Source organism: Oceanobacillus kimchii X50 (genome assembly GCF_000340475.1).
In the GTDB taxonomy this organism is placed as follows: domain Bacteria; phylum Bacillota; class Bacilli; order Bacillales; family Amphibacillaceae; genus Oceanobacillus; species Oceanobacillus kimchii.
Genome location: NZ_CM001792.1, coordinates 160,742 through 186,906, shown reverse-complemented (window position 1 = coordinate 186,906; position 26,165 = coordinate 160,742). Strand labels below are relative to the sequence as shown.

Below are 26,165 nucleotides of genomic sequence, written 5' to 3'. Positions count from 1 at the left end.
CATTCCAATCAAATTCAAGTTTTTGTCTTAACCTTAATATTTTATCCAAACACCACTAGAATTTCCTGTTTTCAAATAAAAATTACCAATTATAAAATTCATTCACTTATAAATTAATATCATATTCCATTCGTTTGGCTGTCTCTTTCGCAACTTCAATTCCATGTAACCTAGAAATCAAATGAAAAGACATATTAATTCCTGCTGAAATCCCTCCAGAAGTAATAATGGAACCCTCATCAATAAACTTAGTATCACGTTGGACTAATACAGATGAATATTCCTTCTCTAGTCTATCTAAATCCATCCAATGTGTAGTTGCTCTTTTCCCATCTAGAATTCCTGCTTTTGCAAGTAGCAGCGCACCAGTACAGACCGAAGTCATAAATTCTACTTTTGCTTGTTGATTTTTAATCCAATTAATTACGTTAGGATTGCTAATTTCAATTTCTTCAGCACCATATCCTCCAGGAATTATTACGATATCAAAGGAAGGATGATTGACAAAACTATAGTCTGGATAAACTTTCAAACCATTTCTTGCAGTAACTAGTTCTCCATTTTCTGAGATAGTACTCACATTGAACAACTTATCATTCGAATTATGTAATGTTGTAATAGAAAAAACTTCAAATGGTCCTGCAAAATCTAAAACTTCTACTTCATTAAATAATAATATACCAACTGTTCGCTGTGACATCTTATACCTCCCAAATTATTATGTATATTCAGCAAATTAAAAGTGTAAGTTAACGAACAGGTTATTTCATATATTCTTCCACTAATTGAAAGCATCTTTCCTCCGTTAAATTGTTTTGAACAGTTACATACTCCAACTGCTCCATAGTGCCATTTTCATATACTAGCGATGCTTCCTTCGCAGTATTATCCCTGTATTCTAACCACTCTCGTTGTTCTACTCTTAAAGCTTCCATTTCTTTTGTTGATAACTGAACTTCTAAAATACCGTAAATTTCATTTAATAAACCATCCCAAACATCGTATCTGTCACCTTCTACTTTTTTTAAAGCATAAGTAATATCATCTTCTGATTCTTTACGAATTTTATCTGTCTCTTTTTTGGTTTTATATAGTTTTTCAAGATATTCCTCTTTCAAACTTTGTATATTATTAGTAGAATTTCCAGTTTCCTCATCACTTTTCTCTTCAATTTTTCCAGCTGTATTAGGATTATTTTTCTGAACAATGGTATCTGAATCAGAAGTATCTCTATCTGTCTCCTCTTCCAATGCATCCGTTGGGGAAGACGTATGGTTTGAATCTGGAGAAGCTTGATTCGAGCTATGATTTTGTTCGGTATTATCTGTGCCGTTTGATTCTTCTGCAGAAGTATTACAACCTGCAGTTATTGCTATAGTAATCAACACTATTCCTAATAAGCTTGTATATTTTGAATTCATGACAACATATCCTTTCTCATTTTATCCATATTGATGAACTCACTCTGAATATTTGGTCAAATCTATATTGCATCTAACCACCAAATAATCTTGGGAAACAAAAATATAGAAAATCAACCATAATAGGGAAGCTATCCCTAAAATAAATCCTATATATTTACTTAATCTGTTCATCGTAGTTATTCCTACATAAAAAGATATGAAACAAATTAATAAGGGAAATACAAGTAGAACTATAAAATAGCAAACACCTCCAATATAAGTAAGACAGAAAAAAAGAACACCATTATAATATCTTGATGTCCCACTTCTTGTTTGTTAAATTTCATCTCTATTGAAAGTTGTGTTTAAATTCGATTACTTTAGCAGTTCTTTCTGCAATTGATTCTCCTAAAGTTTGCGAAACAAGATATAGAGCCATATTAATTCCTGAAGATACTCCTGCAGCTGTTATAATATTTTCATCATGAACAACTTTCTTATTAGCTGAAACTATAATATCAGGGTATCTTTCTTGTAATAACTTTAAAGCTAAATGGTGAGTGGTTGCTTCTTTATTGCTTAACAATCCTGTTTTACCTAATATAAATGCTCCCGTACATACAGAGCATATATATTCAATATTTTTTTGATTAATAATCCAATTAATTATATTTTTGTTTTTCACTGTAGATTCTACGGCTTTTAAAGGACCACCCGGGATTATTAAAATATTAGCTTGGGGCAATTATTAATACCGAATTGGGGCTCAATCTTTACTCCTGAGTGAGTATTTATGCTTTCTCCAGTTTCTGTTAGGGTCAATACATCGAATGGCCTAGTTGGTAAAAGTTTCTTTCTATATAGAGTCAAGGTTTGTTCAGCTTTTAAATTAGTCGTTAGTGACAATACTTCTGCCGGACCCGCAAAATCTAAAATATCTACATAATCATACAATAAAATACCTACTTTACGTTTCTTCATTTAGTAACTCCTTGGCATAAACTCTAATAAATATTTTAACACAAAACACAAAACATTAAATCAAATATAAATTTTAAAACAATTAATACTGTGATAATATTAGGTGAAAAGATCTACATAAGCGATGAAGGGTAGTGAAATTATCTTTAAAAACAAAAAGCAATTTCATATTACTTTGGTTATTTTTACTATCTACGTAGTGTTAAGTTTCCCTTTCTTTCATGAAAATTTTCCTGAGAGTAATGTCTTTATATTCAATATTGCTATCAATTCATGGGATGGTCTAAATTATCTTGGCATTATAGCTTTAATTTTACTGTTTACTAGTCTTACTCTAGCTGTAAAATCATTAAATCAATTTAAAAAACGTACTGTTTCTTATAGGGATATTATTAGCAACCTTCATTCCTCAATATCTTGCTGATGCATACCAAAAAACACTTGCTACAGGAGTATATGCGATATCTTATAAACAAGAGTTTAGTGAATGTGATATTCGAAAGAATGGAGATACTACCCTAGTGGCTGAATGTAACCTTATGTTAACCAATCATAGCAACAGCGATGTAGAATTATTACTTTCTTTTATTGATAAATACAATGATGAAGAACATGACATGATTAAAATCGTTAACAATGGTGCTCCATACAATCTAAAATTACATAAAAATGAAAGCAATCACGTAGAAATTTATTCAACAATTGACGCTTCCAGGTTAGAAGAAGCAATGGATACTGGGAATATGACAATGTTCAATATCAAGATTGAATCTGATGGTAAAGAAAGAAAGTTGTAAGAATTTAAGAGGTGAGTTTATTTTAAGGCCAATTACTGGAATTATCATACTGTGCTTATACTGTTTTCCTTTTGTTTATTTTTCTATGTACATAGATTTTGTGAATAATCTAATGTTTGGATACCTGATTATGATTGTTTCTACTGCTATTCTTGCTTTCATTAGCAAATTTTTTCGTAATTCATTTATTATCGTTTCCGGAAATATTCTATCTCTATTGTTTTCGTTATACTTTACTAGCCTGTTAGCCGATAACGATTATTGGACTGGCTATTTTAAGCCTTTTTGGCCATACCAGCTAGTAATTTTAGTAACTGTTTTAAATCTAATTCCACAGTTAATAGCGATAAAATTATCCTCTAACTTTAGGAAAAGGAGAGAGTAGTATTACCCTTATACAATTAATAGTAATCATTTTTCAATACAAACTTTATATACACTAAAATAAAGTGCTTAACTTCTAATATATCTGTCTGGAACGAAGACCAGGATAGTCTCTCATTCATAGCAAACTTATCATCTTTGTAAATTTCTTTTATATAGCTTTATCAGTAGGTCCCTTCAAACTGTTTATAAATGCATACATAAGTGTATCGCTTAAATCTGTATCAACATGATTTGTTGTTTCAGCATAAGCAGTTGTGTGAGAGCTAATAAACATAACGATTAACATACTTCAGAAAACCAATATCTTATTCTCCATTTCGCTTATCTGAAATATCCCATAGTAAGCCAACAATTATACCCAACAAAATTGATATACCATACTAATGTGTCGTATCCGTATTATTAAAAATGCTTAAACCAACATTCACTGTCCATCCCGCTATTCCACCAGCAACTACACTTACCAACGTCAGACCTTGATTTCTTTTTTCTGTCTTTTCCAATATTGAACACTCCTTCTATAAAACAACACCTCATTGAAATCCTTCTTTTTCTATCTTTTTAATACATCATCTATTCATTTGTTAGTGCTGGGAGTAAAGTAATTAAAAGGGTGTAGAGCAATAATTACCGGCATTCATATACACTCATTGACGATACATTAACTGAACTTCTTCAAGGTCACTTATAAAGAGGCTAATTTCCTCCTGGTTTAACCTTATAGGCAATTGATCATATAAAGTAATGATTTGACCACCCATGTCGCCCTCGTGTTTTTTCAAATAATCATAAAGACTTTTTAATTGGCTTTCTTTAATAGTCGATTCTGTAGTGAAATGTTTTACTCTCTGTATAGAGAATTCATTCATGACTTCATCAAATTGCCCAGAAATAATGTTTCCAGTCAGTAACATGTGATCACTCCTAAGAAAATAGCTTCTATTAGTTTAACCCAAAATGGTAAATCTATATTATAGGAATTAACCAACTGATAATTATACTTGCATTAATTAATAGCTAATGACAAAAATATACTATAAAATCTGTTAAAATAAAGACTAACAATATTTTTAAAAAATATGAGCAACAGAGCAAGAGAGGTTCAAAAAATGGATGAATGGTACAAACTTGATAATGCTGGAAAAATGTTTCATGCTGTATCTGAACAGTCAAATTCGTCCGTCTTTCGATTAGCTACGGTCATGAAAGAAACAATAGACCCAGACAAACTTCAGCTTGCATTAGACGACGTTATTTATCGTCTTCCGATGTTTGCAGTAAAGCTAAATAAAGGTGTATTCTGGGATTTCCTTGTGGAAAATAATGAGAAGCTTTTTGTTCAGCCGGAGAATCAATATCCATGTGCACCGATTGACCCAATCGAAACAAGTGGGTTTTTACTTCGTGTCACATATTATAAAAAAAGAATAGCAGTAGAGTTTTTTCATTCTGTCACAGACGGAACAGGAGCTTTAGAATTTGTGAATGCACTCATTTATTACTACCTTGTTCATGTAGGAAAAGATGTGAGCTATGAGAGTAGTCTAATTGATATCAATGACCGCCCAAGCTATTACGAACGTGACGACAGTTATCAAAACTACGTAACAAAAGAGAAACCAGAAAAACTTAAAGAGACTTCATCTTATCAAATCCGCGGAGGAGCGATCGATCAAACAGTTGTTATTCATGGAAAAATGAGCGCAGCAAGTATTCATCAGCTTGCAAAAAAACATGGAACAACAATTACTGCTTTTATTTCATCTCTCCTTATTGCATCAATTTATAAAGAAAGATTAAAATTCCGTGCTTACCAGGAAGAAATAAAGATTGCTATTCCAGTAAACCTACGAAAGTTCTTTCCTTCTAATACACTCCGTAATTTCTTTGGAGTTGTTCATGTTGGTATGGCGGTTAACGATCACACAACAATGGAAGAAATTATCTTAGAGGTTTCGAAGCAATTACGTGAGAAAGTCCAAAAGAAAACTTACAACATAGTATCAATGATCGAGTGAAATGGCAGACTAGACTCACAGCACGATTTATTCCGCTCCCGTTGAAGTACCACGCTATACGTTATGGGTACAAAAGTTTTAGTGAGCGTACAAAATCAATGACGATGACGAATGTTGGACGAGTCCAACTCCCTGAATCGATGCAATCCCATATCTCTCACATGGAATTGATTTTATATCCAACAAAGAAAAGCCCAATCAATAGCGCAATGATTGCATTTGATGACGAGCTTGTCATTAGTTTTTCACGTATTATAAAAGAAGCAGATATTATCCGTACTTTCTTTCGGGAACTTTCGCAAACATACAATATGGAAGTTGAGGTATACTCCAATGACAGTAGGTGAAAACAATGCAGCATTATTGCAGTAACTGCGATATCTATACCAAACAACAATACTGTCCGTTATGTAAGAATAAGCTTTCTGAAAAAGCAGGAGATAACGAATACTATCCTGTATATGAAACGAAGGTAAAAAGACGACGTTTTGCACAGCGTCTCGTATTGTTTATTGCTATCTTCGCAATCAGTACGAGCATACTAATTAATCTATTGATTAACTCGGAGAGATTGTGGTTCTTATATGTACTAGGACCTGCATTATATGGATTACTAACTATTAACCACACTATACTTTCTAGGGCTCATACCGGTTCTAAAGTGATACTTCAAGTCATTGCGCTATCCGTAACACTTTTCATCCTAGACGCAGCTTCCGGAAGTTCTAAATGGTCAATTCATTATGTAATACCATTTCTTGTTACAATCGCCACTTTATTTGTAACCATTATCGTATTACGAAAACCAATGAAATGGCGCGAATACATTGGATACTTGAGCACAATGGTTATACTCGGATTTCTACCTGTGCTCCTTTTCTTAAGTTCATGGTCTACTGTATTATGGCCAAGTGCTGCTACTGCTTTATATGCTTTGCTAACACTAATTGGGATGGTACTATTTTCTGAAAAAACCATGAAAAATGAAATTGTACGCCGTTTTCATTTTTAGATATTTATAATACAGTCGGAGTGAGCAAATGGCTATAGCTCACTCTATACTATTTTTTCAATATAAATTATTCTTTTAATACTATAATTCTATACTATGGAGATGTGTAAGGAGTCGGTAAACTTGAATAATAACAGACTAGCTATGGTTATTGCAGTAATCGGAAGTATCGCAATTCTAATAACGGGTTTCCTACTATTTAATCAAATACATAAAAACCATAAAGCAAATGAATTAATTATCGAGAAGTGCTTCGATAATTTTGATGAAGAAGGACAAGTGGTGATAAAAAAGGATGGATTTTGGTCTCCAGTTACATGTGAAAAGAATTAAGTATTTTTCCAACTTGTGATGCTCATTATGTTTTAGAACTCTATTTATCTATTAATATTTGTTTCATACTCTTAATTAGTCCCATATGCAGATTCTCATGATTCATATGAAAAACCACCATATCACCTAGTGTTTTCATGCCTAAAAATGACTCCTTCAATGGATCATTGAGATGTCCTGAACATGCTTGTTCAATCCTAAACGGCTGCTCTTCAAGGTGATTTATTAACTTATTCATTGATGGAGGTTGTTCTTTCCAATCACCTGGATTACTACCACTTGGGAAAAGTAAGTGATATGATAAAGGTATTTTCCTCTGTTCATTAACTGCGGGAAACATAGTATTATCCCAACCAACTAAAATATGTCCGGCGTTCCAACGTATACTGTTATTGTGTCCTTCTGGAATGATATCTACATAGGCTTCTGGGATAGTACGAAGAAATTCAACCGTCCAATCACGCCACAACTTCATTTGTTCAAATAGTTGTCCTTCTCTCATAAACAACTTCCTCCCTTTTTATTACTTTGTAGCTTTTAGCTATTATCAATATCTAGTTTTCACATTAAAACTATTTCATCTCTAATAGGAATTCCTTCATCATTTACAAAATTTTAAACTTTAATCCTTAATTCCATAATAAACTGCTCTCCGATGTCACCTATTTTTCTCCTTCCTGTATCAATAAACCCTACATGTTTATAAAGTTGTTGAGCAGGAAGATTTTTATGATTAACTGCTAAAACAATTTCATCACAGTTGGGAAAATTACTTAAGATAAAACGCTCCAATTCAAGCATTCCCATCTTTGCATAACCCTTGCCCTGATGTTTATGATTGATCGAAAATGAAGTTAATAACATCGATTTGGGGTTATTCGAATACGCTTGAACCCTTTCCGTACGATGTAATAAAAAGAATCCCACTGGAGTTCCGTGTTTCAAAATGACCACGCGATATTGGCCCTCAGTGACGATTAGTACTTTTTCCGGCAGAGCTGTAAAACGTTCTTGATCATCTGGTAAAGTAAAGCTTTTTAGTTCATCTTCAAACTCATCATTAAATAAATGTAATTCTACTGTATGCAATTGACTCTCCCCCTAGTTATAAGAATATTTTATCAAAAGAACATATATTCGTACACGTTTTCTTTTCTGATAGTTAAAAAAGCCGGATCACTCGATCCAGCTTCATAAATCATTATCCATCTATGCCATTTTTCTTATACGCGTATACAAAAACAATAGTAGAAACCAATAACCAACTAAAGAGAACAGCACTGTCTGTTACATTCCATTGGTATCCACTTTCAGTAAATATGCTATTCGAGTAATTTGTCAACACACCTGTATACGTGTAATTCAAAAATTGACCGAAATCTTCTTGTAAAAACTTCAATACCGGTACAGACGTCAAAATTAGTGTAATCGGCATACCAATTAGTGAGGCTTGCGTTTGATTTTTGGAGAAAATACCTACGACATACCCAATTAACAAACTAATGACACTAGCTACAGTTGAAATTACTAAATAACTTCCTAGTTGAATGTCAGCAAACGAGGCACCACTAACTGGAATCATCATTATATTCACAACGATCAAGATAATTAATGGAGGAATCAATGTTCCAATTAAATATTCTAATCCATTAACGGATGAAGTCATTAATACTCTCAGTGTATTCTTTTCTTTTTCTTCTGCTAATGGGCTACTGCTCATCGAAATACCTGCGATAGCAATATTAAAGATAAGCCCAAAACTTAACACAAACCCGCTTGTGGAAAAATTCATTCCCGCTTCATTCACATTTACGTCTGGCATGATTCTTTTCATAATAAACACAAAGCCTAATGCTAAGATTGGTGCAAGTATAACACTAGTATTACTTAGTAACGTCTGGAACTTCATTGCTATAATTGCTTTTATTTTCGTAAGGAAAACTTCATACTAGTTCCCTCCCCGTGACCTCTAAAAATACTTTTTCTAATGTTGGTTCACAAGAATGAATCGTTAATAGCTCATCATTCTCCATCCACTTATTTATCTGTTCTGTTGTCTCTTTAGAATGAGGTAACTCAAGTTCTTTTTCCCCCTTTAACAGAACCTGGTATCGTTTGTTTGTATTAAAACGTAAACATATCGCTTTCGGTGCCCCATGTTCTACGATTAAGCCATCATTTAATAATGCAATATGATCACAAAGTTTAGTGGCTTCATCCATATTGTGGGTGGTAAGAAAAATAGCCGTACCGCTCTTTTTTAATTCAAACAATAATTCATGCACCGCTTCTGCTGTGCTCGGATCGAGCCCACTCGTTGGCTCATCTAAAAATAATACTTTTGGTTTGTGTAATAAGGCTCTTGCCAGCACTAGTCGCTGAGACATCCCTTTCGATAAATTAGATGCAATCTTATCTTTATGCTCCAATAAGCCTACCCTTTCTAATAGAAAGTTTATACGCTCTTTCTTCACATTTAATATATTTGCGAATACTTTCAGGTTATTATAGACCGTCATTTTTTCGTACAGACCACTATTATCTGTAACAATACCAACTTGCTCGTAAATACTTTCATCAATCTGATTTACAGTTTTCCCTAATACTCTAGCTTGCCCTGATGTTTGTACCAATTGTCCAGTCAATATCTTAATAGTTGTTGTTTTTCCTGAACCAGAAGGACCAAGAAAGCCAAAGATTTCTCCAATATGAACGGAAAAATTAAGATCTTTTAAAGCAGATTCATTTTTGAACTTTTTAGATAGATGTTCAACGTGAATCACCATTTGCTTTTCCATTTTGTTTTTCTCTCCTTAAAATGAATTTGGAGGACTTAAAGATTTTCGATTATCGATATTACTTTAAGTTACCCGTCTGATTCTCAGTTTAGTAAACAAATATAGAAAAGTCGTAAAAACCCCTTGAAAAGTACTCTAAAAATCCCAATTGTAACAAAATAAGGCTGAAATGATCTCATTTCAACCTCAACTGTACGCTAAAATTCTATTAATTGCTTCATTTCTTCCAATCGATTTCTAGACAGAGGGAGCTTCGCACTTGGATTTCCTTTTAAGATTAAGGTATAACTATTTTTTGAGTAACTAATTAATTCCGACACACGTTGAAGATTAACTAAGTAAGAACGATGGCATCTAAAAAAGCCAAATTTGCTTAGCTTGTCTTCCAACTCATTCATCGTTAAATCTGCAGGGAAATATTCATCATCTATTCGGATATTGCTCACACTGTTAATGCTTTCAATAAAATCAATTTCATCCGGACTAAAAAAGATAGTTTTATCTTCTAATTTACAGGTAACTTTGAATACATTTTTAGGTTGGTTACTTTCACTCTCGTTGTTTTTCTGTGTATCCATATCCGTTTCTTCGGCTAAATCCGTTTTTTCTAATCCAGTTATTCGATGATAGCGATACACCTCATTACTTAAGAGAAGTAAGTCTTCCGTATAATTGGAAGTAAATAATGTGGCGATATTACTTGTACGCAGTTGTTTCAATGATTTCAGATAAAGTTCGATACCTTCATCTGTTAGATCATTAAAGGGATCCTCAATTAATATGACTTCTGGAGAAAATAAAAACATCCGATATAAACTAACCCTCTTCTTCTGATCCTTAGTCAATTTCTTAATTTTTGTTTGCCAAACGTCCGATAGAGAAAATGTTGCGATATATTCTTCTAAAGGAGCTTTAAAGTCTGCAATTTGTTTAAAAAACTTCAAGTAGCCCTGTACAGTTAAATCATCATATAAGCCATCACTTTTATTTTCTACATATAACGATTCAGTGGTCCGGCTAATTTTACCGCTGGAAGGATATTGTTTTCCAGAAATCAACTCAAATAACATTCTGCTTTCTTCACCAGACATTTTAATGCCAATTTGAGATGAATTTTTTATCGTTAGATTAATATTCTTTAAAACTGTCCGATTTCTGTCCTGTTTTAATACATTTTCTAATGTTATTAATGCCATGTAACACACTCTTTCATTCGAGTATTTAAACTTATTTGAAGTATATCGATAGCTTCAGCTATTAGCAACTATTCTTAACTTAAATCATCTGAAGCAATCAATCCGTTTAATTGAGAATTATTATCAATTATAGTATATTAATATAGTAAGGTAAGTAAAAATTAAGTAAGGGAGATACATCATGCAAATATATTGGACTAAAATAAATAAGATTATTGAAGAAACACCTGAGGTTAAAACGTATTTGCTCGACTGCCCGGAAGACTTCACATGGGAAGAAGGTGCTCATACCCACTTGGCATTAGAAGGTTTTAATGCGGAGGATAAACCAAACCGCAGCTTAATTCGCCACATGTCAATTTCCACTTTACCATATGAAAATTCAATCGGTATTACAACGCGCATCAGAGAGCAATGCTCTGAGTATAAAGCAATTTTAAGAAATCTTGAGGTGGGCAGTGAACTTGCAATATTTAAAACGCATTCGAATGTACCGCTAAAAAGAGAAGACAAAAACGTTTACTTACTATCATCAGGCGTAGGACTAGCAACATTCAGACCACTTGTACTTGATTATTTCGAACGAGCGGATAACGTCAATAAAATTCATTCCCTAAACATCGATTCTTCAAAAGATTTCTTATTCAAAAATGTTTTTGAATCTGCACCTGACAAAAAGTTCACATCACAGTTTGTCGATAATCGTAAAGACTACTATGAAGAAGTGAGAAATCTTGCTACAGACAAGGAGGGACTATTCTATATCGTCGGCAGTGACGAATTCCTTGTGCAAAACATAGAATTACTGCGCGAACAGGGGATCAACCTGGATCAGATTATGCTCGACAAGCATGAACAAACACTGTCTAAGTTTTTATCAATGGATGCACCAGTTTAAGAGATACAACATACTATGGTAATAAAAAGTTTTTTCTACTAACGGGAGCGATTGTGACATAGGCAAATCATAATCGCTCTTTTAAGAATGTACTACTTTAAGATTGGCTCTATTGTACATTTATTGTGATTTTCAAGGTTTAACGCCAGCTCTATTCACTACTTCACTTCATCATTCTTTTAACAATCTTTGAACAGCAATTTTATCCAACTTAATTGTTATGTATTCTTGCAATGAATAGGAAACTTATAACTGCTAACAGCCTCACTTTATCTTCTTCAGATAATGTATTGGACACTTCGACGATATCGTTGTCCACATCACGGAAAATTTTTGTATACTCATGTGGAAATCGTCCGTGGTAAAAATAAGCCCACTGTTCATTTTCGCAATTTAATGAAAAATTTCCGGATAATCCGGAAACAGTGACCGGTAATAGGAATTCATTATTTTCATCAAATAATTCTTCTTTAATATTAAGGAGACTTTTAAATTCCTCCTGTTTATAGTAACCCATTATATGATCATGCTGATCAAATATAGTTAACAGCGTTCTCTTAAAGCCTTTCTATTTAAATGTAAATAATGTATTTTCTTGATTATCTATAAATGCGTAAGTCAACGGGATGTGTACCACCAACGATGAATAAAAGAATCCAAAAGGATATACATACCAAGGTATGTTTATTGGTTCAAGGGAACCCACATAATTTCCATCCTTCTCAAAACACAATAACCTTGGAAAAAAAGCAGCATCTTTCTTCATAACAAGATGATCCAAATCAAATATTGAACTGGTGGATTTCGGTATGTCGACTGAAACTATTTTGTTATAATGTCTCCTATTCAAAACTGCAATTGTCACTAACATAACAACAGGAATAAGAAAAACAGCAAATTCACCCCAATCTGCTGTAGTTTTAGGCGGTTCAATATAAGCGTAACCAAGAATAACAATAGCTACCAAACCTAACAATGTGTAACTCATTGTGACTCTCCGTTTATACATCTCTGCAATCATAAAAATTCTCTTTACAATTGATTGATAAATTAATATTAGTCAACTACCGGAAATTATATCCAATATATAAGAGGGGTTCAAGACTTCAGCTAAATGTTCGTACAGTAATGCATGATTATGGACAAGAAGTTATTTTTTGATTTTTCATTTTATTTCCGAAATTGAGAATTTGTTTCTTGGATTAATAAGACGTGGAAAAATGCATGCTCTATGATTGGGATAAGAAAGTATGATGAAGGTCTACAAATTATATTGATCTGTTTTAATGAAGGGATGTAAAAAGTTTAATCAGCATGTGATTGATTTATCATCTTTGCCACACAAAGCAACAAAATGTATTCGCTTACAAAAATGAACTATTGACAAATCTTTAAGGTAATTTATTTAGGATTTCAAATAAAAATGGGGGGATTCATGATGAAGAGAGTCGTTATTAATTGGGTGGTTAGCAGTTTGATTATCGTTTTGTTTTTGGCAGGGTGTGGAGATGGTGAATCAGCTTCTGGTGAAGGCGATAATCAAGAATATACCATTAAATTCGCTCATGTTGTAAGCCCATCTACAGCGAAAGGAAAAGCAGCAGAGAAATTCGGTGAACTCATTGAAGAAAGAACAGATGGGAGAATTAAAGTAGAGATCTACCCGGATTCCCAACTCGGAAGTGATCGTGAAATAATAGAACAGATGCAGTCTGGTACTGTGCATATGAACGCTCCATTTACAGGAGTATTACCTACTTTTGTAAAAGAATTTGAAGTGTTCGATCTACCTTTTTTATTTGAGGACAGAGAGCATGCCTTTAAGGCTACTAATGGTGAACTAGGAGATATTCTAGGGGAGAAGTTAGAATCGCAAGGCATGCACCTATTAGGTTTCTGGGATGGAGGGTTTAAGCATCTGACGAATTCCGTACATCCAATTGAAACACCTAACGACATGAATGAGCTAAAAATGAGAGTATCGCAAAGTCCACTATTAATCTCGCAGTTTCAAGCTGTAAATACAGGTGGAGTGTCCATTGATTTTTCTGAGCTTTATACGGCTTTACAAACTGGTACAGTAGATGGTCAGGAAAATCCATTGTCAAATATCGTTAGTAAAAAGTTCTATGAAGTACAGGAATATCTTACACTGAGTAGTCATGGTTACATGGCATATCCACTTGTGATAAGCAATAGTTTCTATCAAGATCTGCCAGAGGATTTAAAAACTGCGGTTGATGAAGTTTCAATGGAAGTGACAGAATGGCAATGGGATGAAGCAAAAAGTGATGAAGAGGCTTATTTAAAAGAGTTAAACGAAACAGATATTAAGATCAATGAACTGAGTCCTGAGCAGAAGGAAGCTTTTAAAGAAGCAATGTCAACTGTATATGATGAATTTAATAAGATAGAAGATAGTGAGGAGTTATTTGATGCCATCAATCAATAATCATCATATTATAGAGCGGTTTAGGCCGTTCTCTCTTTTTTCTTTAATAGATTCTAAAGGAGCATTATTATGAAACTAAATAAATTATTAAATAATTTGGAAGAGTATTCGGCAGTGCTTTCCCTTCTCATTGCTTCTTTACTAGTCTTTCTTCAAGTTGTACTACGATATGTATTTAATATTTCTTTAGTCTGGTCAGAAGAGGTTTCAAGATATATTATCATTTGGTTTGTTTTAATAGGGAGCAGTATAGCAGTGAGAGAGAAGGCACATGCAACAGTAGATGCGGTGGTAACCTATCTGCCGTACATACTAAAGAGGGTATGTTCGGTCTTAGCAAGTTTTATAGGGATGACTTTCAGCGTTATTCTTATCTGGTCTGGATCCGTTACGGTTTCTAATGTTATCGAATTTGGAAATGTAACACCCGCTGTAGGTATTCCAATGTCCATACCATATTTAGCACTTCCTGTAGGCGGGTTGTTAATGTTCATTCGTTTTCTACAATTACTGATACAAGATGTTATCAATATGAGAAAGAATGATTCTAATAAAAAACCTCCCATTATAGAAGGGGGAATAAAGGAATGATTATTGTTATTTTCGTCCTTCTTTTGATTATTGGTGCACCGATTGCTGTAGCTATAGGTTTATCGAGTTTTATTGCCATGATGCAAGAAGGAGTTTCAATTGATGTATTCTCTAGAACCATTTTTGCTGGAATAGACTCGTTTACTCTAATGGCCATTCCTTTTTTTATCTTTGCTGGAGATTTAATGTTAGCTGGAGGCACATCGAAAAGATTAATAGATTTTGCTAAAAAGTTAGTCGGCTGGTCAACTGGTGGATTACCAATTGCAGGTGTTATGTCATCCATGCTATTTGCTGCACTTTCAGGATCAAGCCCGGCTACGGTAGCTGCGATCGGTGGAATAATGATTCCTTCATTAAATGACGCTGGCTATTCACGAAAATTTGCAATAGGCTTAATGACAACTGCTGGTACCTTAGGAATTATTATCCCACCAAGTATCACACTTTTAGTGTATGGTTCATCTGCTGAGGTGTCCATCAGTAATTTGTTTCTTGCTGGAATCGTTCCAGGAATTTTTATAGGATTAGTACTCATTATTGTCAGTTATATCATCTCGAAAAAGGAAGGTTTTAAGCCAGAAGGAAGGGCTAGTCTAGGAGCAGTTGGAAAATCATTTATGTCTGCTATATGGGGAATATTGCTTCCGGTTATTGTTTTAGGAGGCATCTATTTTGGAATCTTCACACCTACAGAAGCTGCTGCTGTTGCAATCGTTTATAGTCTAATTATTGGATTATTTGTTTATAAGGAGTTAACATTAAGAAGTTTAATTGATGTTACGAAGAAATCGGTTATTACCTCTTCTATGATCATGCTTGTTATTGCAGCCTCTAATGTGTTTAGTTGGTATTTGACCTTTGAACAAATACCTACTAATCTTGCATCTGTTTTGCTTAATTATGCGAATACAGAAGTAGCTTTCTTATTCCTGGTTATAGTTATTTTGTTACTAGTTGGAATGTTTATGGATACAAGTGCTGCGGTGTTAATATTCGTTCCATTATTTCTTCCAATGGTAAGTCAACTAGGTATTGATCCCATCCATTTTGGAATAATTATGATTGTCGCCCTATCTATTGGGATGATTACACCACCATTTGGTTTGAATTTATTTGTAGCTTCAGGGATAAGTAAAGTATCATTATTAGAAGTAATTAAAAGTACAGCGCCGTTTATTTTGGTTATGATATTTACCTTACTTATTATAACATTCGTTCCAGAACTTTCCCTATTTTTACTTGGGATTTTTGAATAATAGGCAAGCAACTATTTAAAAGAGAGAATATAAACTGAAAAGTACATATTTCGTCGATTAGACGAGATAGACTTTCATCTTTGATCTCTGTCTTAATACTAATTGCCACATGCGTACTCCTCTAACTCAGCATGTGGCAATTAAAAATGTACAATATTGATTCAACATTCCTATGTATCTTTTCATTCAGGGATTTTCTTTACTAGAAACACTGAATCATCCAAAACCGAAAACTTATTTTTCTGGTAAAAATGATATGCTGGAACTGTTTTTTCAGTAGATAATAATATGTGTTTAATATCTTTATCTCTTAGTATGTCATCCATTAAATCAAGAAAAGTACTGCCTTCACCTTGACCTTGTTTTCTTCTTGAAATGAAAAATTCTTTAATAAAATACTCTCGACCTTCCCACCAGTTAAAAACATAACCTAATGAGCAACCAATAAGCTCTTCTGTCTCATCATACATAGCTATCGAGAGCGAGTTATTATTCTCTGTCAGGTCTTTCATATATAAGTCTAATTGCTTTTCATCCCACTTATCAAACCAAGGTTCATTAGAAAATACGTCTAAAAATAATTTTTTCATTTTTCCATAATCACTTGCTCGTAATACACATGCCTTCATAATAATTACCCCCTACTAGAATTACATTTTTTTATTGTCTTCTCTAAATTCCAGTATTCAAAAACTTCTCTATAAGTTTACACTGATCTGGGCTCAAAATGAATAGATAGGTAATCTAATTGCTGTATCGACTTAAAAATGATGAATACACAATTAAACACATCCTCTACCTATAAAGGTTAGAGGACGTGTTGCAATGTTTTACTTAATGAAACAACTTGTAACTATTAAAAATTGAGATGAATTGTTCTTTTGAGAGTTTATTAAAGTTCGTGACATTGGCATGTTTCAAGACTTGTCTGAATTGATTTTTAGTAAAAAGAGTTTGGTATTCTCTGTTTACCCACCTATATACAAAGGTTTCGTACTTTTTAAAGTCTTTCTTTAAAATCAATGGTTCGTGTCGTTCAAGAAGGATTAGTACACATTCCACGCCTGGCTTAGGATGAAAATACGCTTTCGGTACTTTTTTAATGATAATTACATCCATTTCCACCATCAATAACAACCCTAAAGCCCGTTGCATGTTTTGCAATCTTTTCGCAAAACCTTTCTCAACGATAAGGTAGCTATATTTTGCCTTACTTTCAAAAGTAATTTTTTTAACAATATCCGTACTTATATTAAATGGGATATTACCAAATATTGTATACTTTGTATTTTTAGGGAAGGCGTAATTTAAAATATTCGAATGGACCACCTTTATGTTTTCATAAGAACCCACTGCATTTTGAGTGATTCGGCATAAATCTTCATCGATTTCTATGCCAGTCACTGATCGACTCATTTTAACTAGTTCTTTTGTAAAATGCCCTTTTCCTAATCCGATTTCTATCACATTATCTTGTTTACAAATATTCGTACGACCTAATATTTCTCTTACATACTTTTTAGAAGTAATAAAATTTTGCGTGTCTTTTGGATTTTTTCTATTCATTATAACCTTCTCCTTGCTGGTTATAACAAACTGATCTTAAGAGTTCATTATAACCAATTATTTTTGATCTGGTTGATAACGAACTCTTTTAAAGACACATATAGAAAATATTCCCATACTTTATCTCCTTTCCATTCTTTTCATTATGAAAGAGATAAAGTAAACTCTACTACTGCTACGCTAGCACACATATTTAACCCTCCATATCTTGTTTAAACAAGTTAATTATATCATTCTCTACTTTTTTTAATTTCTTTTTGTACTTTTCGAAGTGCTTTTTTGGAACCACGTTCTAAATCATGTTCTATTTTTCGAGTCTTATGATCAACAAACAATGTCTCTAAATCATAGCCTTCTGGATATAATTCCTTCGCTGTTATATCTAAAGAAATTCGCTTCACATTTACATCAATAAATTCTCCTTTATAAAACACAACAACATTATAGAAATTATCCATTTCTTTATATACAATTCCAAAATCATCATGTTCTAATAACTTCACACGGTCACCTTTTCTGTAATCATACTTGTACTTAATACTTTTCTCTTTTATAATTTTAGGTTTCCGAATTTTACTTTCATCGACATGTTCTAATTGATAACCTTTGTTCTGCATATAATTACTCGCTCTTCGTAAAATATTCTCTGAAACATTCATTTTTCTAGAAATCCAAAGAGCGTTACTCTCTCCTGATTTTCCTATCACTAATTGATACATAGGTTCCAACGTATCATTATTAAATCGCATTGCTGCGTTCATAAAGTCCTCGTGTATTTCTGAAAATCGCTTAATTTCTCCGTAATGAGTTGTCGCTACGGTAATGCATCCCATGTAATAAAATTCCTCTAAAATCGAAATTGCAAGTGCTGATCCTTCATTCGGTTCTGTTCCACTTCCTATTTCATCAAATAATAAAAGGGTATTATTATTTGATAACCGCATTATCTCTGAAAGGTTTTTCATATGAGATGAAAATGTACTTAGCGCATTTTCTATACTTTGATTGTCTCCAATATCTGCAAAGATGTTTTCAAATACTGCTATTTCCGAATCCTTATTTGCGGCAATATGAAAGCCTGACATGGTTGCTAAAGTGAGCAATCCAATTGTCTTTAACACAATAGTTTTCCCGCCAGCATTAGGGCCAGTAATGATTAAACTACGGTAATTCTGCCCTATTTCAAAATTAAGTGGCACAGCTTCTCCTACTAAGAGCGGATGCTTACAATCAACTAATTTTATATAGCCATAATCGTTTAGTTTCGGTTCTAAACCGTCAATCTCCTTACTGAACTTGGCTTTTGCAAATACCATATCATATTGACTAATAAGCTCCATGTTTACCTTGATTTCATAAATATTTTCTAAAATCATTCCAGATAAGGTAGCTAGTATTTGATATTCTTCTATCGCCTCTTCCGCTTTTAAACTCGCAAGTTCTTCACCTAACTTTGTAACTGTATTTGGTTCTATAAACACGGTGGAGCCTTTAGAAGAAACATCAATTATGGTACCTGAAACTTGATTTTTATAAGATGCCTTAATAGGAATCGTATAACGATCATCTTTTTTACTAATAAAGGCCTCTTGAATATACTTCTTGTTTGTATCATTATTTAAAAATTTATTTAAGCGGTCTTTTATCTTTTCCTCCGCTATTTCAATTTTGCTTCGAATTCTTTTTAATTCTCTGCTTGCAGCTGAATTAACACTGTTCCCTTTGATTGAGAAATTAATTTCTTCTTCGATATGCTGGAATCCAGTCATTGAATTAGCATAAGATGCTAGTACTGGTGCAAAAAATTCTTTTTCCATCATAAACGTTTTAATTTTTCTACATCCTCTTAAAAAGTCTGAGACACTTATCAATTCACTTGGATCAAGAATTATATCTTTTTCAATATTTTGTATGGTGCTATCAATGTTAGATACTCCTAAAAATGGGATATGCCCTTTTGCATCTATGATTTTTCGCGCTTCTGTTGTTTCATTCAAACGATTTTTAACAACTTTTAGATTTGAACTCGGTTCTAATTTATCTAGTAATTGTTTACCTAATCCACTTACACAGTAAGATTTAATTATTTGTTTTAATTCATTGTATTGTAACTTCTCGAAAGTTGCATTATTCATTTTGTAATCTCCTCATTCTTTTTAGACTATGAATGAAGATACCTACGCTTAGATTTCAATGATATTGCAACTATAGGTTATTCACTTAAATAAACACAAAAAAACTGCGGGGATACCGCAGTTTTTATAACGTTTATAAGGCATGTGTAATCTGCATAATGAAATAAACTATAATAATATAGTTTCATCCCTAACCATTACACGCTTTATAAAGTGGTACTGTAGGTATCTTCATAGGATTTGGAATAAAGACATAACAAAATATAAGGACATTATGAAAATAATTCCCTTCTGCTATCGTGTTTATTCCATTAAATTTTACCTATTTAATACCTACCGCACTCACAAAAAGCACCTCTTCTTAATATATAGTCATTTTCATTGAAATCTAATTTTGTGTTTTTAATCATACTATGTCTTAATAAAAAAGTAAAGTGAAAATAAAATCTCTAACTTAGTTGATGTGTAATTTACACTCTAATTATAAAATATATTTGTTATTTACATAATCCGTAATCTAATTAGTAATTCCCCTCAACCAAGAACTTCAAATGTAAAGAATTAGGTCAAGTTTGTTAAGTGCTCACTCTCATCAAAAATTGGAAAAGATTTTACTTTGTCAATTCTTTTCCTAGAATTATGAACCAAAAAAGAACTTCCCTTTACTTAAGGAAAGCTGCAATTTTATTTATACATCATTTAATGACGAATGATACCTAAGAATTATTTCCTAATATATTCGCTCTATATCGTACCCTTTCTCTTTAAGAATGCTCGGCACACTTGGTTCAATTACAGTGTGCGCAGCACCAATAATTGCGAAATAGGTTTGACCACTATTACTTTGTAATAAATCATCAATCTTATTTGCCATATCTATATTACGATTGTCATTCATCTCTTGTTGAAATTCATCATCAGAACTCTCGAATCCGGTTGAAAGCGACTCTTTAACGCCTTCTTTACCTTCTTCCGTGTTGCTGTTAATCCAATGATATCCTAAGTTGTTTAATCCTTCCGCTTGTTCTTCGTACGTCTCAATAAATGTTTCAAGTCTATCTGTTTGCGTATCGAGACTAAAACCAGTTAGCATATCATATTGACTTTCAACCGTCTCTAACTCCATGATTTCTTTATTATCTTCTATGGCCTGTTGTAGAAAGTATAAATCAACTCCATACTCTGCAGACAAATCACTTTCTTCCTGAACAAATCCAGAGAGTAAGGTCTCTATATACCAAGGTTCGTACTTATTTAACGACTCCAATTCTACGCCATTTTTTTTAAAAATATCTGAAAGATGATTATATACATCTTCTGACAATACTTCATCAAGCGTTTTACCATCGTCAAATATAGCCATTTCATTTAATTCTTCTTCTGTTATATCTACTTCAAACATATTAATTTCCGGAAGAATGATATCAGAACTTGCATAGGCTTCTTCAATTTCATTAGAAAGTGGGTAGTAATCTACGTGACCTAAATGGATGCTACCATGGATGTATGCAGTGGTTTCTTCATGATCAATTTTCCATAAAAAACCTCCATCTCCATCATAGTTATAGGTAGTATCAGTTGTATTTTCTCCTGTTTCTTCGATCATTTTTTCATGTTCATTAGGGGATTCGTCATTAGTAACACACCCCGTTAGCACGATCATAAGAAATACAGAATATAGTAAGAATTTCATTTTAGGCATAGTATAAACCCTTCCTTTTTATATTAAATTCCTCTTCAAACTATTCTCTTTGTACTACGAGTTCAGTTTTCACCCCAGCCGGCTGTCTCCATGTCAATTAGCCAATGACTACGGAGCATGAGTGCTCTTTCTGTCGCAGCTATGGCCCCTGCGATACCAATCGCTACATTCATCCAAATAGATAATGTAAATGGAGACTGAAACGTACCAATATTTTCAGCAACCCATGGAATTTTAGAAATGGACTCGATAAGTTGAGGTAAACTTAGAGCGATTGACATTAATAGAATGACGATTGCTCCCCCTGCCATAAGAGAACTAACCATCGGGTAGCTTTTATGCAACCACATTCTTACCCCTCGAATCGATCGTTTATCCGGGGAAACAGAAAATGTTGCTTTTTTATCAGTTATATACTGAATACTATTAATCCCGCTTCCTCCGCTTTTCACCTCAATAATTCCATCTTTTATTGGAATAGTTGCTGGAAGTGTAGAGTAGGCAATATGTTTTCTATTGAGGTATAAATCAACACTAGAGTCTTCTGCAAAATACCTTGATTTGAGTGCATAGTAGGTTTTCTCATTATTTTCACTCGTGATCGTTATATGAAATAATGAATGAGTAAATATGTGCCATAATCGATAATTTTTTAAAAGATGTCCATCCCCTGCTTTTACTTTCTTCATACCTCTACGACGTTTACGCTGACGAACGGATTGGAACATGTGACATTTATTCTCCTTTCCTTAGGACCATTATTTCACCATCTTGAGAATATTCTCCATCACCTTTTCACTATAATCTTCAAGGTCGAGCTCAATTTCATATTGTGGCAACGATACCGACCCTGATATAGATCCCCGAATCATTGTTGCCATGACCTGAGAGTCAAAATCGCCAAACTCTTTCAATTCCTGTCCTTTATGAAGAATTTCTTTCAACAATTCATGCAATTCATCATCAGCGTCCGTTTTTACTAAATAATAAGGAATATTATCTGGTGTACGTGCATTGAAAACAATCTCAAGTAAAGCTGTTGTATTTGCCCTATAAATGACTTGATGTACTAAACTTGCTTCAATAAAAGCGAGTAACTTCTCCATATAAGTTTGCTTATTGTCTACTTTATCTTTAATAAAAGCTCGTTCTTCTTGAACCAGATAAGCTAAAGTATTATTCATTAAATCATCTTTACCTGAGAAGTGATAAGAAATTAGCCCTGTACTGACTTGTGCTTTTTTAGCAATTTTAGAGAGGCTTGTTTTGATGTAGCCTATCTCTGTTAAAACTTCTATGGCAGCCTTTATAATTTGTTCTTTTCTTGCATCGGCAATTAAATATTGTTTCGTATCCATATTACACCCTCCTTAATGTTGATTATACAATTAAAAAATTGAACGGTCAATCAAAATTATTGAAAATTCACCTAATAGTATTTTAATGTTTCCTAGAATCTTCAACTTATATCTAATCCACATTTGTGTGATCAAAAGGTGCTGGACATTTGTTTGTTGACAATAAAATTAAATTCATTAAAGGAACATAAGGGGCTTTTTTTCTATAAATCTAAATGTAGTTTAGAAATAAAGATTGATAAAAATTTTCTTTTTTGTTCATTTTTTAAAAGTTTGATCACTTTCTAATGTTGATCTTCAATAAGCGCCTGATTCAAGAAGAGGGATTTTTACTTAGTATTCCAGTGACTAAAAATTAAATCCCATTAACTGAAGAGTTTTCTTCACCTTACAGGTAAACGTAAATTTCTTTTAAAATTTTTTCATTCACCTATTGAACAACACGTAACGTGCTGATTTATACTAAAGAAAATAAAGATGAGGTGAAGTGATGTACACGATTGGAAAACTCTCGAAAAATACAGGAGTTACTGTGAGGACATTGGATTATTATGATGAAATTGGTTTGATTAAACCTTCATCAAAAACGGAGGGAGGGCACCGCTTATACAGTGAAGATGACGTTATGCGACTGGAACGAGTTTTAGCTTTAAAATATATGGGATTTTCTCTGGAGCAAATTAAAGATATCCTGGAAAATTCCACTTCGACCTGGCAAGAGTCGATCCAGCAGCAGCTGGAATTGGTTAAACGAGAACAGGAACGACTGCAGGTCCTGGAGCAAGCACTGCTCGGTGTTTCGTATTCCATTGAGATCGAGGGAGAAATTAACTGGAAAATTATTTTTAGTATTATTCAGTTGTATCAACAGGATCCAGAAGAAGCCTTACAGCAATATAAAGATTACTTGAATGACGATGAAATGAAAAAAATCATGGATATGAATGTGCAAAATATAAGTGAGGAAGACATAAGGAAATGGATGAAGGTCATTCATGATATCAAAAATAATCTTAACATTGACCCAGCTTCAGAAAAAGCACAACAGATGGTGGAAAGCTGGTTGAATCAAGCAAAGGAATTTTATGGAAATGATGAAAAATTACTTGGAGATATGTGGGAAGCACTGCAAAATTTAAAGGAAGGCATTGTTTTTTACCCAATGAACAAAAAAGTTATTCAATTCATTGAAAGTGTTTTTATTGCAAAGGAGGAATTAAAAGAATGATTCTCGATATAAAAGGTGTTACGAAGGTTTTTCATGGTAAAGGAGAATCCAAAAATGTTGCTAATGACAATATCACATTTACGATTAATAAAGGAGAAATATTTGGGCTTCTTGGACATAATGGTGCGGGAAAAACAACGTTGGTTAATCAAATATTAGGACTGTTAACACCTGATCATGGGGACATTCATTTACTGGGGAAATCAGTAACACAATCATCTGCTCATGCCAGATCCATTTGTTCCATACAGCCGCAATCCCAAGTGTCACTGGGCTTACTTACTCCAAAGCAGGCAGTGACGCTGATAGGGAAAATGCGGATGGGGAAAAAGTTTGAACCAAAGCGGGTCGAAGCGCTCTTTGAAGCATTGGATATGGGGGCTTGGGCGAATACAGAAGGCGAAAAACTGTCAGGTGGAGTGCGAAGGCTGACAGCGTTTTGTATGGCGGTGATCGCCCCAGGTGAGTTAGTTATTCTTGATGAGCCAACTAATGATGTTGATCCGGTTCGCAGAAGTTACCTTTGGCAGGTAATACGTGAATTGACGAAAAACGGGAGCGCCGTTATTTTAGTAACGCACAATGTTCTGGAAGCGGAAAAGGCAGTGGATCGGGTGGCTATTATGGATAAAGGAAAAATATTGACACAAGGGAATCCTTCAGAAGTAAAAAGTTTAGTAGAAGACCGGATGCGAATTGAACTTAGTCTGGAAAACGAATTTATAAATATTGAGGTTCCTGACTGGTCACTTTCCCCGCATCAGAACGGATCCCGTCTTATTTTCTCTTTAGACCCATCAAAAGTATCATCTACGATTGATTGGGCAAAGAATCTGACAGATAAAGGCCTTGTTATAGACTATTCCCTGTCTCCAACTACAATTGAGGATGTTTATATCGAACTAACTTCTAAAAGGGGGCAGCTTCGTAATGAATACGGTCAGCCATTATAAGTATGTTTTTCAAATGCAGCTTCTTAGAAATGCCGGTTTTTTATATTTATGACTTTATTACAAATACTGATATCCACTGGAATTGTTATAGGGTTTTCCTATCTTATACCAAACCCGGATACGGAAACGATTCTATTTTTAGCAACAGGAGCCCCGACGATTGTTTTGATTATTGCAGGAATGGTTATCCTGCCTCAACAAATTGGTACTGCAAAGACAGACGGATATATGGAGTACATGCGTACCTGGCCTGTTAGTCGCTCTGTTATCCTTGGGGCAGATACAACCATATGGTTATTGATTACCTTGCCGGGAATAATCGTTTCTTCTATTGTTGCACAACTCATGTTCACTCCGGGATATGATATCTCCTGGACGGTAGTCCCGGCATTACTAATGATTGCATTAACTTCAATTGGTGTTGGATATGGATTTTCCTATCTGTTGTCACCTACAGCATCGATGGGTATTTCCCAAATTGTTGTATTTGGAGCACTTATGTTTTCACCGGTAAATTTTCCAATGGAACGGCTACCTAACTGGCTTCAGTCACTTCATGAAGTGTTACCAATTTATTCGATGGCAGAAGTGATGCGCGCTTCACTGGCTGCTTCTACCTTTGATGCAACGATGGGAAATTATATTAATTTAATAGTATGGTGCATTTTAGGGTTCGGTGGAGCTATATTTATTTTGAATCGGAAGTAACGGTATGAAAATAAGGGGGAAAGGGACTTGTAGAGAAGTCCTTTTTCTATTTCTGTGTATTAGTATGTCTCTGTTACTTTCTTGGTTTCTCACCAAATCCCCCTCCATCCTTTCTCCTCCAACGGTCCACCTCTGAATATTCGGACAATGTTAAATAGATGTTCCCTGAACTGGAACAGAAATAAGAAAAACATGAGAAATGAGACTAAAAAATATCTTTACTCTCATTCTTCTATCCCGTTTTCTTACGAACTGTATAGAAACAATATGACAAACAACGGAACACGCAGAACCCTTATCAGACAATGAACTGGACAGATATTGAGCAAAAGAAAAGACTGGACCCGTATTGGTTCCAGCCTGGATTCGTATTGAGATTTTGATTTTGAT

At 33.8% G+C, this 26,165-nt stretch carries 32 protein-coding genes; 12 read left to right on the top strand and 20 right to left on the bottom strand.

The window, feature by feature from the left end:
- Positions 1-106: 106 nt before the first annotated feature.
- From C794_RS01105 to C794_RS20105, 4 genes are all read right to left on the bottom strand, one after another.
- Positions 107-700, bottom strand: a complete 594-nt coding sequence (locus C794_RS01105) for a DJ-1/PfpI family protein (RefSeq protein WP_017795293.1) — start codon at positions 698-700, stop codon at positions 107-109.
- A 61-nt stretch (positions 701-761) separates the two neighbouring features.
- On the bottom strand, positions 762-1,421 hold the full coding sequence (locus C794_RS01100) for a lysozyme inhibitor LprI family protein (RefSeq protein ID WP_017795292.1): 660 nt from the start codon (positions 1,419-1,421) through the stop codon (positions 762-764).
- Positions 1,422-1,752: 331 nt separating this feature from the next.
- Positions 1,753-2,088 carry a DJ-1/PfpI family protein gene (locus C794_RS20110; RefSeq protein ID WP_230199313.1) on the bottom strand — a complete coding sequence of 112 codons (336 nt, stop codon included), beginning with the start codon at positions 2,086-2,088 and terminating at the stop codon, positions 1,753-1,755.
- Between the two features lie 38 nt (positions 2,089-2,126).
- Positions 2,127-2,384, bottom strand: a complete 258-nt coding sequence (locus tag C794_RS20105) for a type 1 glutamine amidotransferase family protein (RefSeq protein WP_051042430.1) — start codon at positions 2,382-2,384, stop codon at positions 2,127-2,129.
- A gap of 521 nt (positions 2,385-2,905) precedes the next feature.
- On the opposite strand from C794_RS20105, the gene C794_RS01090 reads away from it, so the two are divergent.
- Entirely contained in the window at positions 2,906-3,181 is a 276-nt protein-coding gene (locus tag C794_RS01090; protein WP_017795291.1) for a hypothetical protein, read from the top strand.
- Positions 3,182-3,948: 767 nt separating this feature from the next.
- Here the strand turns inward: C794_RS01090 and C794_RS21130 are convergent.
- Entirely contained in the window at positions 3,949-4,071 is a 123-nt protein-coding gene (locus C794_RS21130; protein ID WP_017795289.1) for a hypothetical protein, read from the bottom strand.
- 144 nt (positions 4,072-4,215) lie between these two features.
- The gene (locus C794_RS01075) at positions 4,216-4,482 is read right to left on the bottom strand and encodes a hypothetical protein (protein WP_017795288.1); all 267 of its coding nucleotides are present in this window, start codon (positions 4,480-4,482) and stop codon (positions 4,216-4,218) included.
- Positions 4,483-4,677: 195 nt separating this feature from the next.
- Between C794_RS01075 and C794_RS19530 the strand changes: the two genes are divergently transcribed.
- From C794_RS19530 to C794_RS01060, 4 genes are all read left to right on the top strand, one after another.
- Entirely contained in the window at positions 4,678-5,586 is a 909-nt protein-coding gene (locus tag C794_RS19530) for a condensation domain-containing protein (protein ID WP_051042427.1), read from the top strand.
- Positions 5,587-5,684: 98 nt separating this feature from the next.
- Positions 5,685-5,933, top strand: a complete 249-nt coding sequence (locus C794_RS20100) for a hypothetical protein (protein WP_051042424.1) — start codon at positions 5,685-5,687, stop codon at positions 5,931-5,933.
- Positions 5,934-5,938: 5 nt separating this feature from the next.
- A complete protein-coding gene (locus tag C794_RS01065; RefSeq protein ID WP_017795287.1) occupies positions 5,939-6,598 on the top strand; it encodes a DUF6320 domain-containing protein in 660 nt (219 codons plus the stop codon).
- A 123-nt stretch (positions 6,599-6,721) separates the two neighbouring features.
- Positions 6,722-6,931 carry a hypothetical protein gene (locus tag C794_RS01060; RefSeq protein WP_017795286.1) on the top strand — a complete coding sequence of 70 codons (210 nt, stop codon included), beginning with the start codon at positions 6,722-6,724 and terminating at the stop codon, positions 6,929-6,931.
- 40 nt (positions 6,932-6,971) lie between these two features.
- Here the strand turns inward: C794_RS01060 and C794_RS01055 are convergent, their stop codons facing one another.
- The 5 genes from C794_RS01055 to C794_RS01035 all read right to left on the bottom strand — a co-directional run bounded on the left by C794_RS01055 (position 6,972) and on the right by C794_RS01035 (position 10,925).
- Positions 6,972-7,433 carry a DinB family protein gene (locus tag C794_RS01055; RefSeq protein ID WP_017795285.1) on the bottom strand — a complete coding sequence of 154 codons (462 nt, stop codon included), beginning with the start codon at positions 7,431-7,433 and terminating at the stop codon, positions 6,972-6,974.
- Positions 7,434-7,546: 113 nt separating this feature from the next.
- Positions 7,547-8,020: a GNAT family N-acetyltransferase gene (locus C794_RS01050; protein WP_017795284.1), complete on the bottom strand. Its 474-nt coding sequence runs from the start codon at positions 8,018-8,020 to the stop codon at positions 7,547-7,549.
- Between the two features lie 112 nt (positions 8,021-8,132).
- Positions 8,133-8,840 (bottom strand): ABC transporter permease, encoded by a 708-nt coding sequence (locus tag C794_RS01045; RefSeq protein ID WP_017795283.1) that lies wholly within the window; start codon positions 8,838-8,840, stop codon positions 8,133-8,135.
- A 34-nt stretch (positions 8,841-8,874) separates the two neighbouring features.
- Positions 8,875-9,729, bottom strand: coding sequence for an ABC transporter ATP-binding protein (locus C794_RS01040; protein WP_017795282.1), 855 nt, complete (start codon positions 9,727-9,729; stop codon positions 8,875-8,877).
- Between the two features lie 197 nt (positions 9,730-9,926).
- Entirely contained in the window at positions 9,927-10,925 is a 999-nt protein-coding gene (locus C794_RS01035; protein WP_017795281.1) for a LytTR family transcriptional regulator DNA-binding domain-containing protein, read from the bottom strand.
- 181 nt (positions 10,926-11,106) lie between these two features.
- Here C794_RS01035 and C794_RS01030 point away from each other — a divergent pair, with 181 nt between their 5' ends.
- Positions 11,107-11,823 (top strand): ferredoxin reductase domain-containing protein, encoded by a 717-nt coding sequence (locus C794_RS01030; RefSeq protein WP_017795280.1) that lies wholly within the window; start codon positions 11,107-11,109, stop codon positions 11,821-11,823.
- Positions 11,824-12,034: 211 nt separating this feature from the next.
- On the opposite strand, the gene C794_RS20095 is transcribed toward C794_RS01030, so the two are convergent.
- Together C794_RS20095 and C794_RS20090 are read right to left on the bottom strand one after the other, a co-directional pair.
- A complete protein-coding gene (locus C794_RS20095; protein ID WP_017795279.1) occupies positions 12,035-12,340 on the bottom strand; it encodes a hypothetical protein in 306 nt (101 codons plus the stop codon).
- A 51-nt stretch (positions 12,341-12,391) separates the two neighbouring features.
- Entirely contained in the window at positions 12,392-12,811 is a 420-nt protein-coding gene (locus tag C794_RS20090; RefSeq protein ID WP_154648714.1) for a hypothetical protein, read from the bottom strand.
- Positions 12,812-13,261: 450 nt separating this feature from the next.
- Between C794_RS20090 and C794_RS01020 the strand changes: the two genes are divergently transcribed.
- The 3 genes from C794_RS01020 (at position 13,262) to C794_RS01010 (ending at position 16,125) form a co-directional block, all read left to right on the top strand.
- A complete protein-coding gene (locus C794_RS01020; protein WP_017795277.1) occupies positions 13,262-14,275 on the top strand; it encodes a TRAP transporter substrate-binding protein in 1,014 nt (337 codons plus the stop codon).
- 69 nt (positions 14,276-14,344) lie between these two features.
- A complete protein-coding gene (locus C794_RS01015) occupies positions 14,345-14,866 on the top strand; it encodes a TRAP transporter small permease (RefSeq protein ID WP_017795276.1) in 522 nt (173 codons plus the stop codon).
- Positions 14,863-16,125 (top strand): TRAP transporter large permease, encoded by a 1,263-nt coding sequence (locus C794_RS01010; protein WP_017795275.1) that lies wholly within the window; start codon positions 14,863-14,865, stop codon positions 16,123-16,125. Before C794_RS01015 ends, C794_RS01010 begins: the two co-directional genes overlap by 4 nt.
- Positions 16,126-16,307: 182 nt before the next feature.
- Here C794_RS01010 and C794_RS01005 read toward each other — a convergent pair whose 3' ends face one another.
- From C794_RS01005 to C794_RS00980, 7 genes are all read right to left on the bottom strand, one after another.
- Positions 16,308-16,754: a GNAT family N-acetyltransferase gene (locus tag C794_RS01005; protein ID WP_017795274.1), complete on the bottom strand. Its 447-nt coding sequence runs from the start codon at positions 16,752-16,754 to the stop codon at positions 16,308-16,310.
- Positions 16,755-16,959: 205 nt separating this feature from the next.
- Positions 16,960-17,691 (bottom strand): 23S ribosomal RNA methyltransferase Erm, encoded by a 732-nt coding sequence (gene erm / locus C794_RS01000; RefSeq protein ID WP_017795273.1) that lies wholly within the window; start codon positions 17,689-17,691, stop codon positions 16,960-16,962.
- Between the two features lie 57 nt (positions 17,692-17,748).
- Positions 17,749-17,808 carry an erythromycin resistance leader peptide gene (locus tag C794_RS21320; protein WP_139136384.1) on the bottom strand — a complete coding sequence of 20 codons (60 nt, stop codon included), beginning with the start codon at positions 17,806-17,808 and terminating at the stop codon, positions 17,749-17,751.
- 113 nt (positions 17,809-17,921) lie between these two features.
- A complete protein-coding gene (locus tag C794_RS00995; protein ID WP_017795272.1) occupies positions 17,922-19,826 on the bottom strand; it encodes an endonuclease MutS2 in 1,905 nt (634 codons plus the stop codon).
- Positions 19,827-20,556: 730 nt separating this feature from the next.
- The gene (locus C794_RS00990) at positions 20,557-21,528 is read right to left on the bottom strand and encodes a TraB/GumN family protein (RefSeq protein WP_017795271.1); all 972 of its coding nucleotides are present in this window, start codon (positions 21,526-21,528) and stop codon (positions 20,557-20,559) included.
- Between the two features lie 62 nt (positions 21,529-21,590).
- Positions 21,591-22,256 carry a hypothetical protein gene (locus C794_RS00985; protein WP_017795270.1) on the bottom strand — a complete coding sequence of 222 codons (666 nt, stop codon included), beginning with the start codon at positions 22,254-22,256 and terminating at the stop codon, positions 21,591-21,593.
- A gap of 30 nt (positions 22,257-22,286) precedes the next feature.
- A complete protein-coding gene (locus C794_RS00980) occupies positions 22,287-22,886 on the bottom strand; it encodes a TetR/AcrR family transcriptional regulator (RefSeq protein ID WP_017795269.1) in 600 nt (199 codons plus the stop codon).
- A gap of 490 nt (positions 22,887-23,376) precedes the next feature.
- On the opposite strand from C794_RS00980, the gene C794_RS00975 reads away from it, so the two are divergent.
- Genes C794_RS00975 through C794_RS19520 form a run of 3 tightly spaced genes read left to right on the top strand, consistent with a single transcriptional unit; the run spans position 23,377 to position 25,775 of the window.
- On the top strand, positions 23,377-24,114 hold the full coding sequence (locus C794_RS00975) for a MerR family transcriptional regulator (RefSeq protein ID WP_017795268.1): 738 nt from the start codon (positions 23,377-23,379) through the stop codon (positions 24,112-24,114).
- Positions 24,111-25,067 carry an ABC transporter ATP-binding protein gene (locus C794_RS00970; RefSeq protein ID WP_017795267.1) on the top strand — a complete coding sequence of 319 codons (957 nt, stop codon included), beginning with the start codon at positions 24,111-24,113 and terminating at the stop codon, positions 25,065-25,067. The genes C794_RS00975 and C794_RS00970 overlap by 4 nt, the downstream gene beginning before the upstream one ends.
- A 48-nt stretch (positions 25,068-25,115) precedes the next feature.
- Positions 25,116-25,775, top strand: a complete 660-nt coding sequence (locus C794_RS19520; RefSeq protein WP_017795266.1) for an ABC transporter permease — start codon at positions 25,116-25,118, stop codon at positions 25,773-25,775.
- Positions 25,776-26,165: the final 390 nt, after the last annotated feature.

Bases quoted from the DNA above. Each gene is read 5' to 3' on its own strand.
- C794_RS01105 (WP_017795293.1), bottom strand. From the start codon at position 700: ATGTCACAGCGAACAGTTGGTATATTATTATTTAATGAAGTAGAAGTT.
- C794_RS01100 (WP_017795292.1), bottom strand. From the start codon at position 1,421: ATGAATTCAAAATATACAAGCTTATTAGGAATAGTGTTGATTACTATA.
- C794_RS20105 (WP_051042430.1), bottom strand. From the start codon at position 2,384: ATGAAGAAACGTAAAGTAGGTATTTTATTGTATGATTATGTAGATATT.
- C794_RS01075 (WP_017795288.1), bottom strand. From the start codon at position 4,482: ATGTTACTGACTGGAAACATTATTTCTGGGCAATTTGATGAAGTCATG.
- C794_RS19530 (WP_051042427.1), top strand. From the start codon at position 4,678: ATGGATGAATGGTACAAACTTGATAATGCTGGAAAAATGTTTCATGCT.
- C794_RS20100 (WP_051042424.1), top strand. From the start codon at position 5,685: ATGACGATGACGAATGTTGGACGAGTCCAACTCCCTGAATCGATGCAA.
- C794_RS01065 (WP_017795287.1), top strand. From the start codon at position 5,939: ATGCAGCATTATTGCAGTAACTGCGATATCTATACCAAACAACAATAC.
- C794_RS01055 (WP_017795285.1), bottom strand. From the start codon at position 7,433: ATGAGAGAAGGACAACTATTTGAACAAATGAAGTTGTGGCGTGATTGG.
- C794_RS01045 (WP_017795283.1), bottom strand. From the start codon at position 8,840: ATGAAGTTCCAGACGTTACTAAGTAATACTAGTGTTATACTTGCACCA.
- C794_RS01040 (WP_017795282.1), bottom strand. From the start codon at position 9,729: ATGGAAAAGCAAATGGTGATTCACGTTGAACATCTATCTAAAAAGTTC.
- C794_RS01035 (WP_017795281.1), bottom strand. From the start codon at position 10,925: ATGGCATTAATAACATTAGAAAATGTATTAAAACAGGACAGAAATCGG.
- C794_RS01030 (WP_017795280.1), top strand. From the start codon at position 11,107: ATGCAAATATATTGGACTAAAATAAATAAGATTATTGAAGAAACACCT.
- C794_RS20095 (WP_017795279.1), bottom strand. From the start codon at position 12,340: ATGGGTTACTATAAACAGGAGGAATTTAAAAGTCTCCTTAATATTAAA.
- C794_RS20090 (WP_154648714.1), bottom strand. From the start codon at position 12,811: ATGAGTTACACATTGTTAGGTTTGGTAGCTATTGTTATTCTTGGTTAC.
- C794_RS01020 (WP_017795277.1), top strand. From the start codon at position 13,262: ATGAAGAGAGTCGTTATTAATTGGGTGGTTAGCAGTTTGATTATCGTT.
- C794_RS01015 (WP_017795276.1), top strand. From the start codon at position 14,345: ATGAAACTAAATAAATTATTAAATAATTTGGAAGAGTATTCGGCAGTG.
- C794_RS01010 (WP_017795275.1), top strand. From the start codon at position 14,863: ATGATTATTGTTATTTTCGTCCTTCTTTTGATTATTGGTGCACCGATT.
- C794_RS01005 (WP_017795274.1), bottom strand. From the start codon at position 16,754: ATGAAGGCATGTGTATTACGAGCAAGTGATTATGGAAAAATGAAAAAA.
- erm (WP_017795273.1), bottom strand. From the start codon at position 17,691: ATGAATAGAAAAAATCCAAAAGACACGCAAAATTTTATTACTTCTAAA.
- C794_RS00995 (WP_017795272.1), bottom strand. From the start codon at position 19,826: ATGAATAATGCAACTTTCGAGAAGTTACAATACAATGAATTAAAACAA.
- C794_RS00990 (WP_017795271.1), bottom strand. From the start codon at position 21,528: ATGCCTAAAATGAAATTCTTACTATATTCTGTATTTCTTATGATCGTG.
- C794_RS00985 (WP_017795270.1), bottom strand. From the start codon at position 22,256: ATGTTCCAATCCGTTCGTCAGCGTAAACGTCGTAGAGGTATGAAGAAA.
- C794_RS00980 (WP_017795269.1), bottom strand. From the start codon at position 22,886: ATGGATACGAAACAATATTTAATTGCCGATGCAAGAAAAGAACAAATT.
- C794_RS00975 (WP_017795268.1), top strand. From the start codon at position 23,377: ATGTACACGATTGGAAAACTCTCGAAAAATACAGGAGTTACTGTGAGG.
- C794_RS00970 (WP_017795267.1), top strand. From the start codon at position 24,111: ATGATTCTCGATATAAAAGGTGTTACGAAGGTTTTTCATGGTAAAGGA.
- C794_RS19520 (WP_017795266.1), top strand. From the start codon at position 25,116: ATGACTTTATTACAAATACTGATATCCACTGGAATTGTTATAGGGTTT.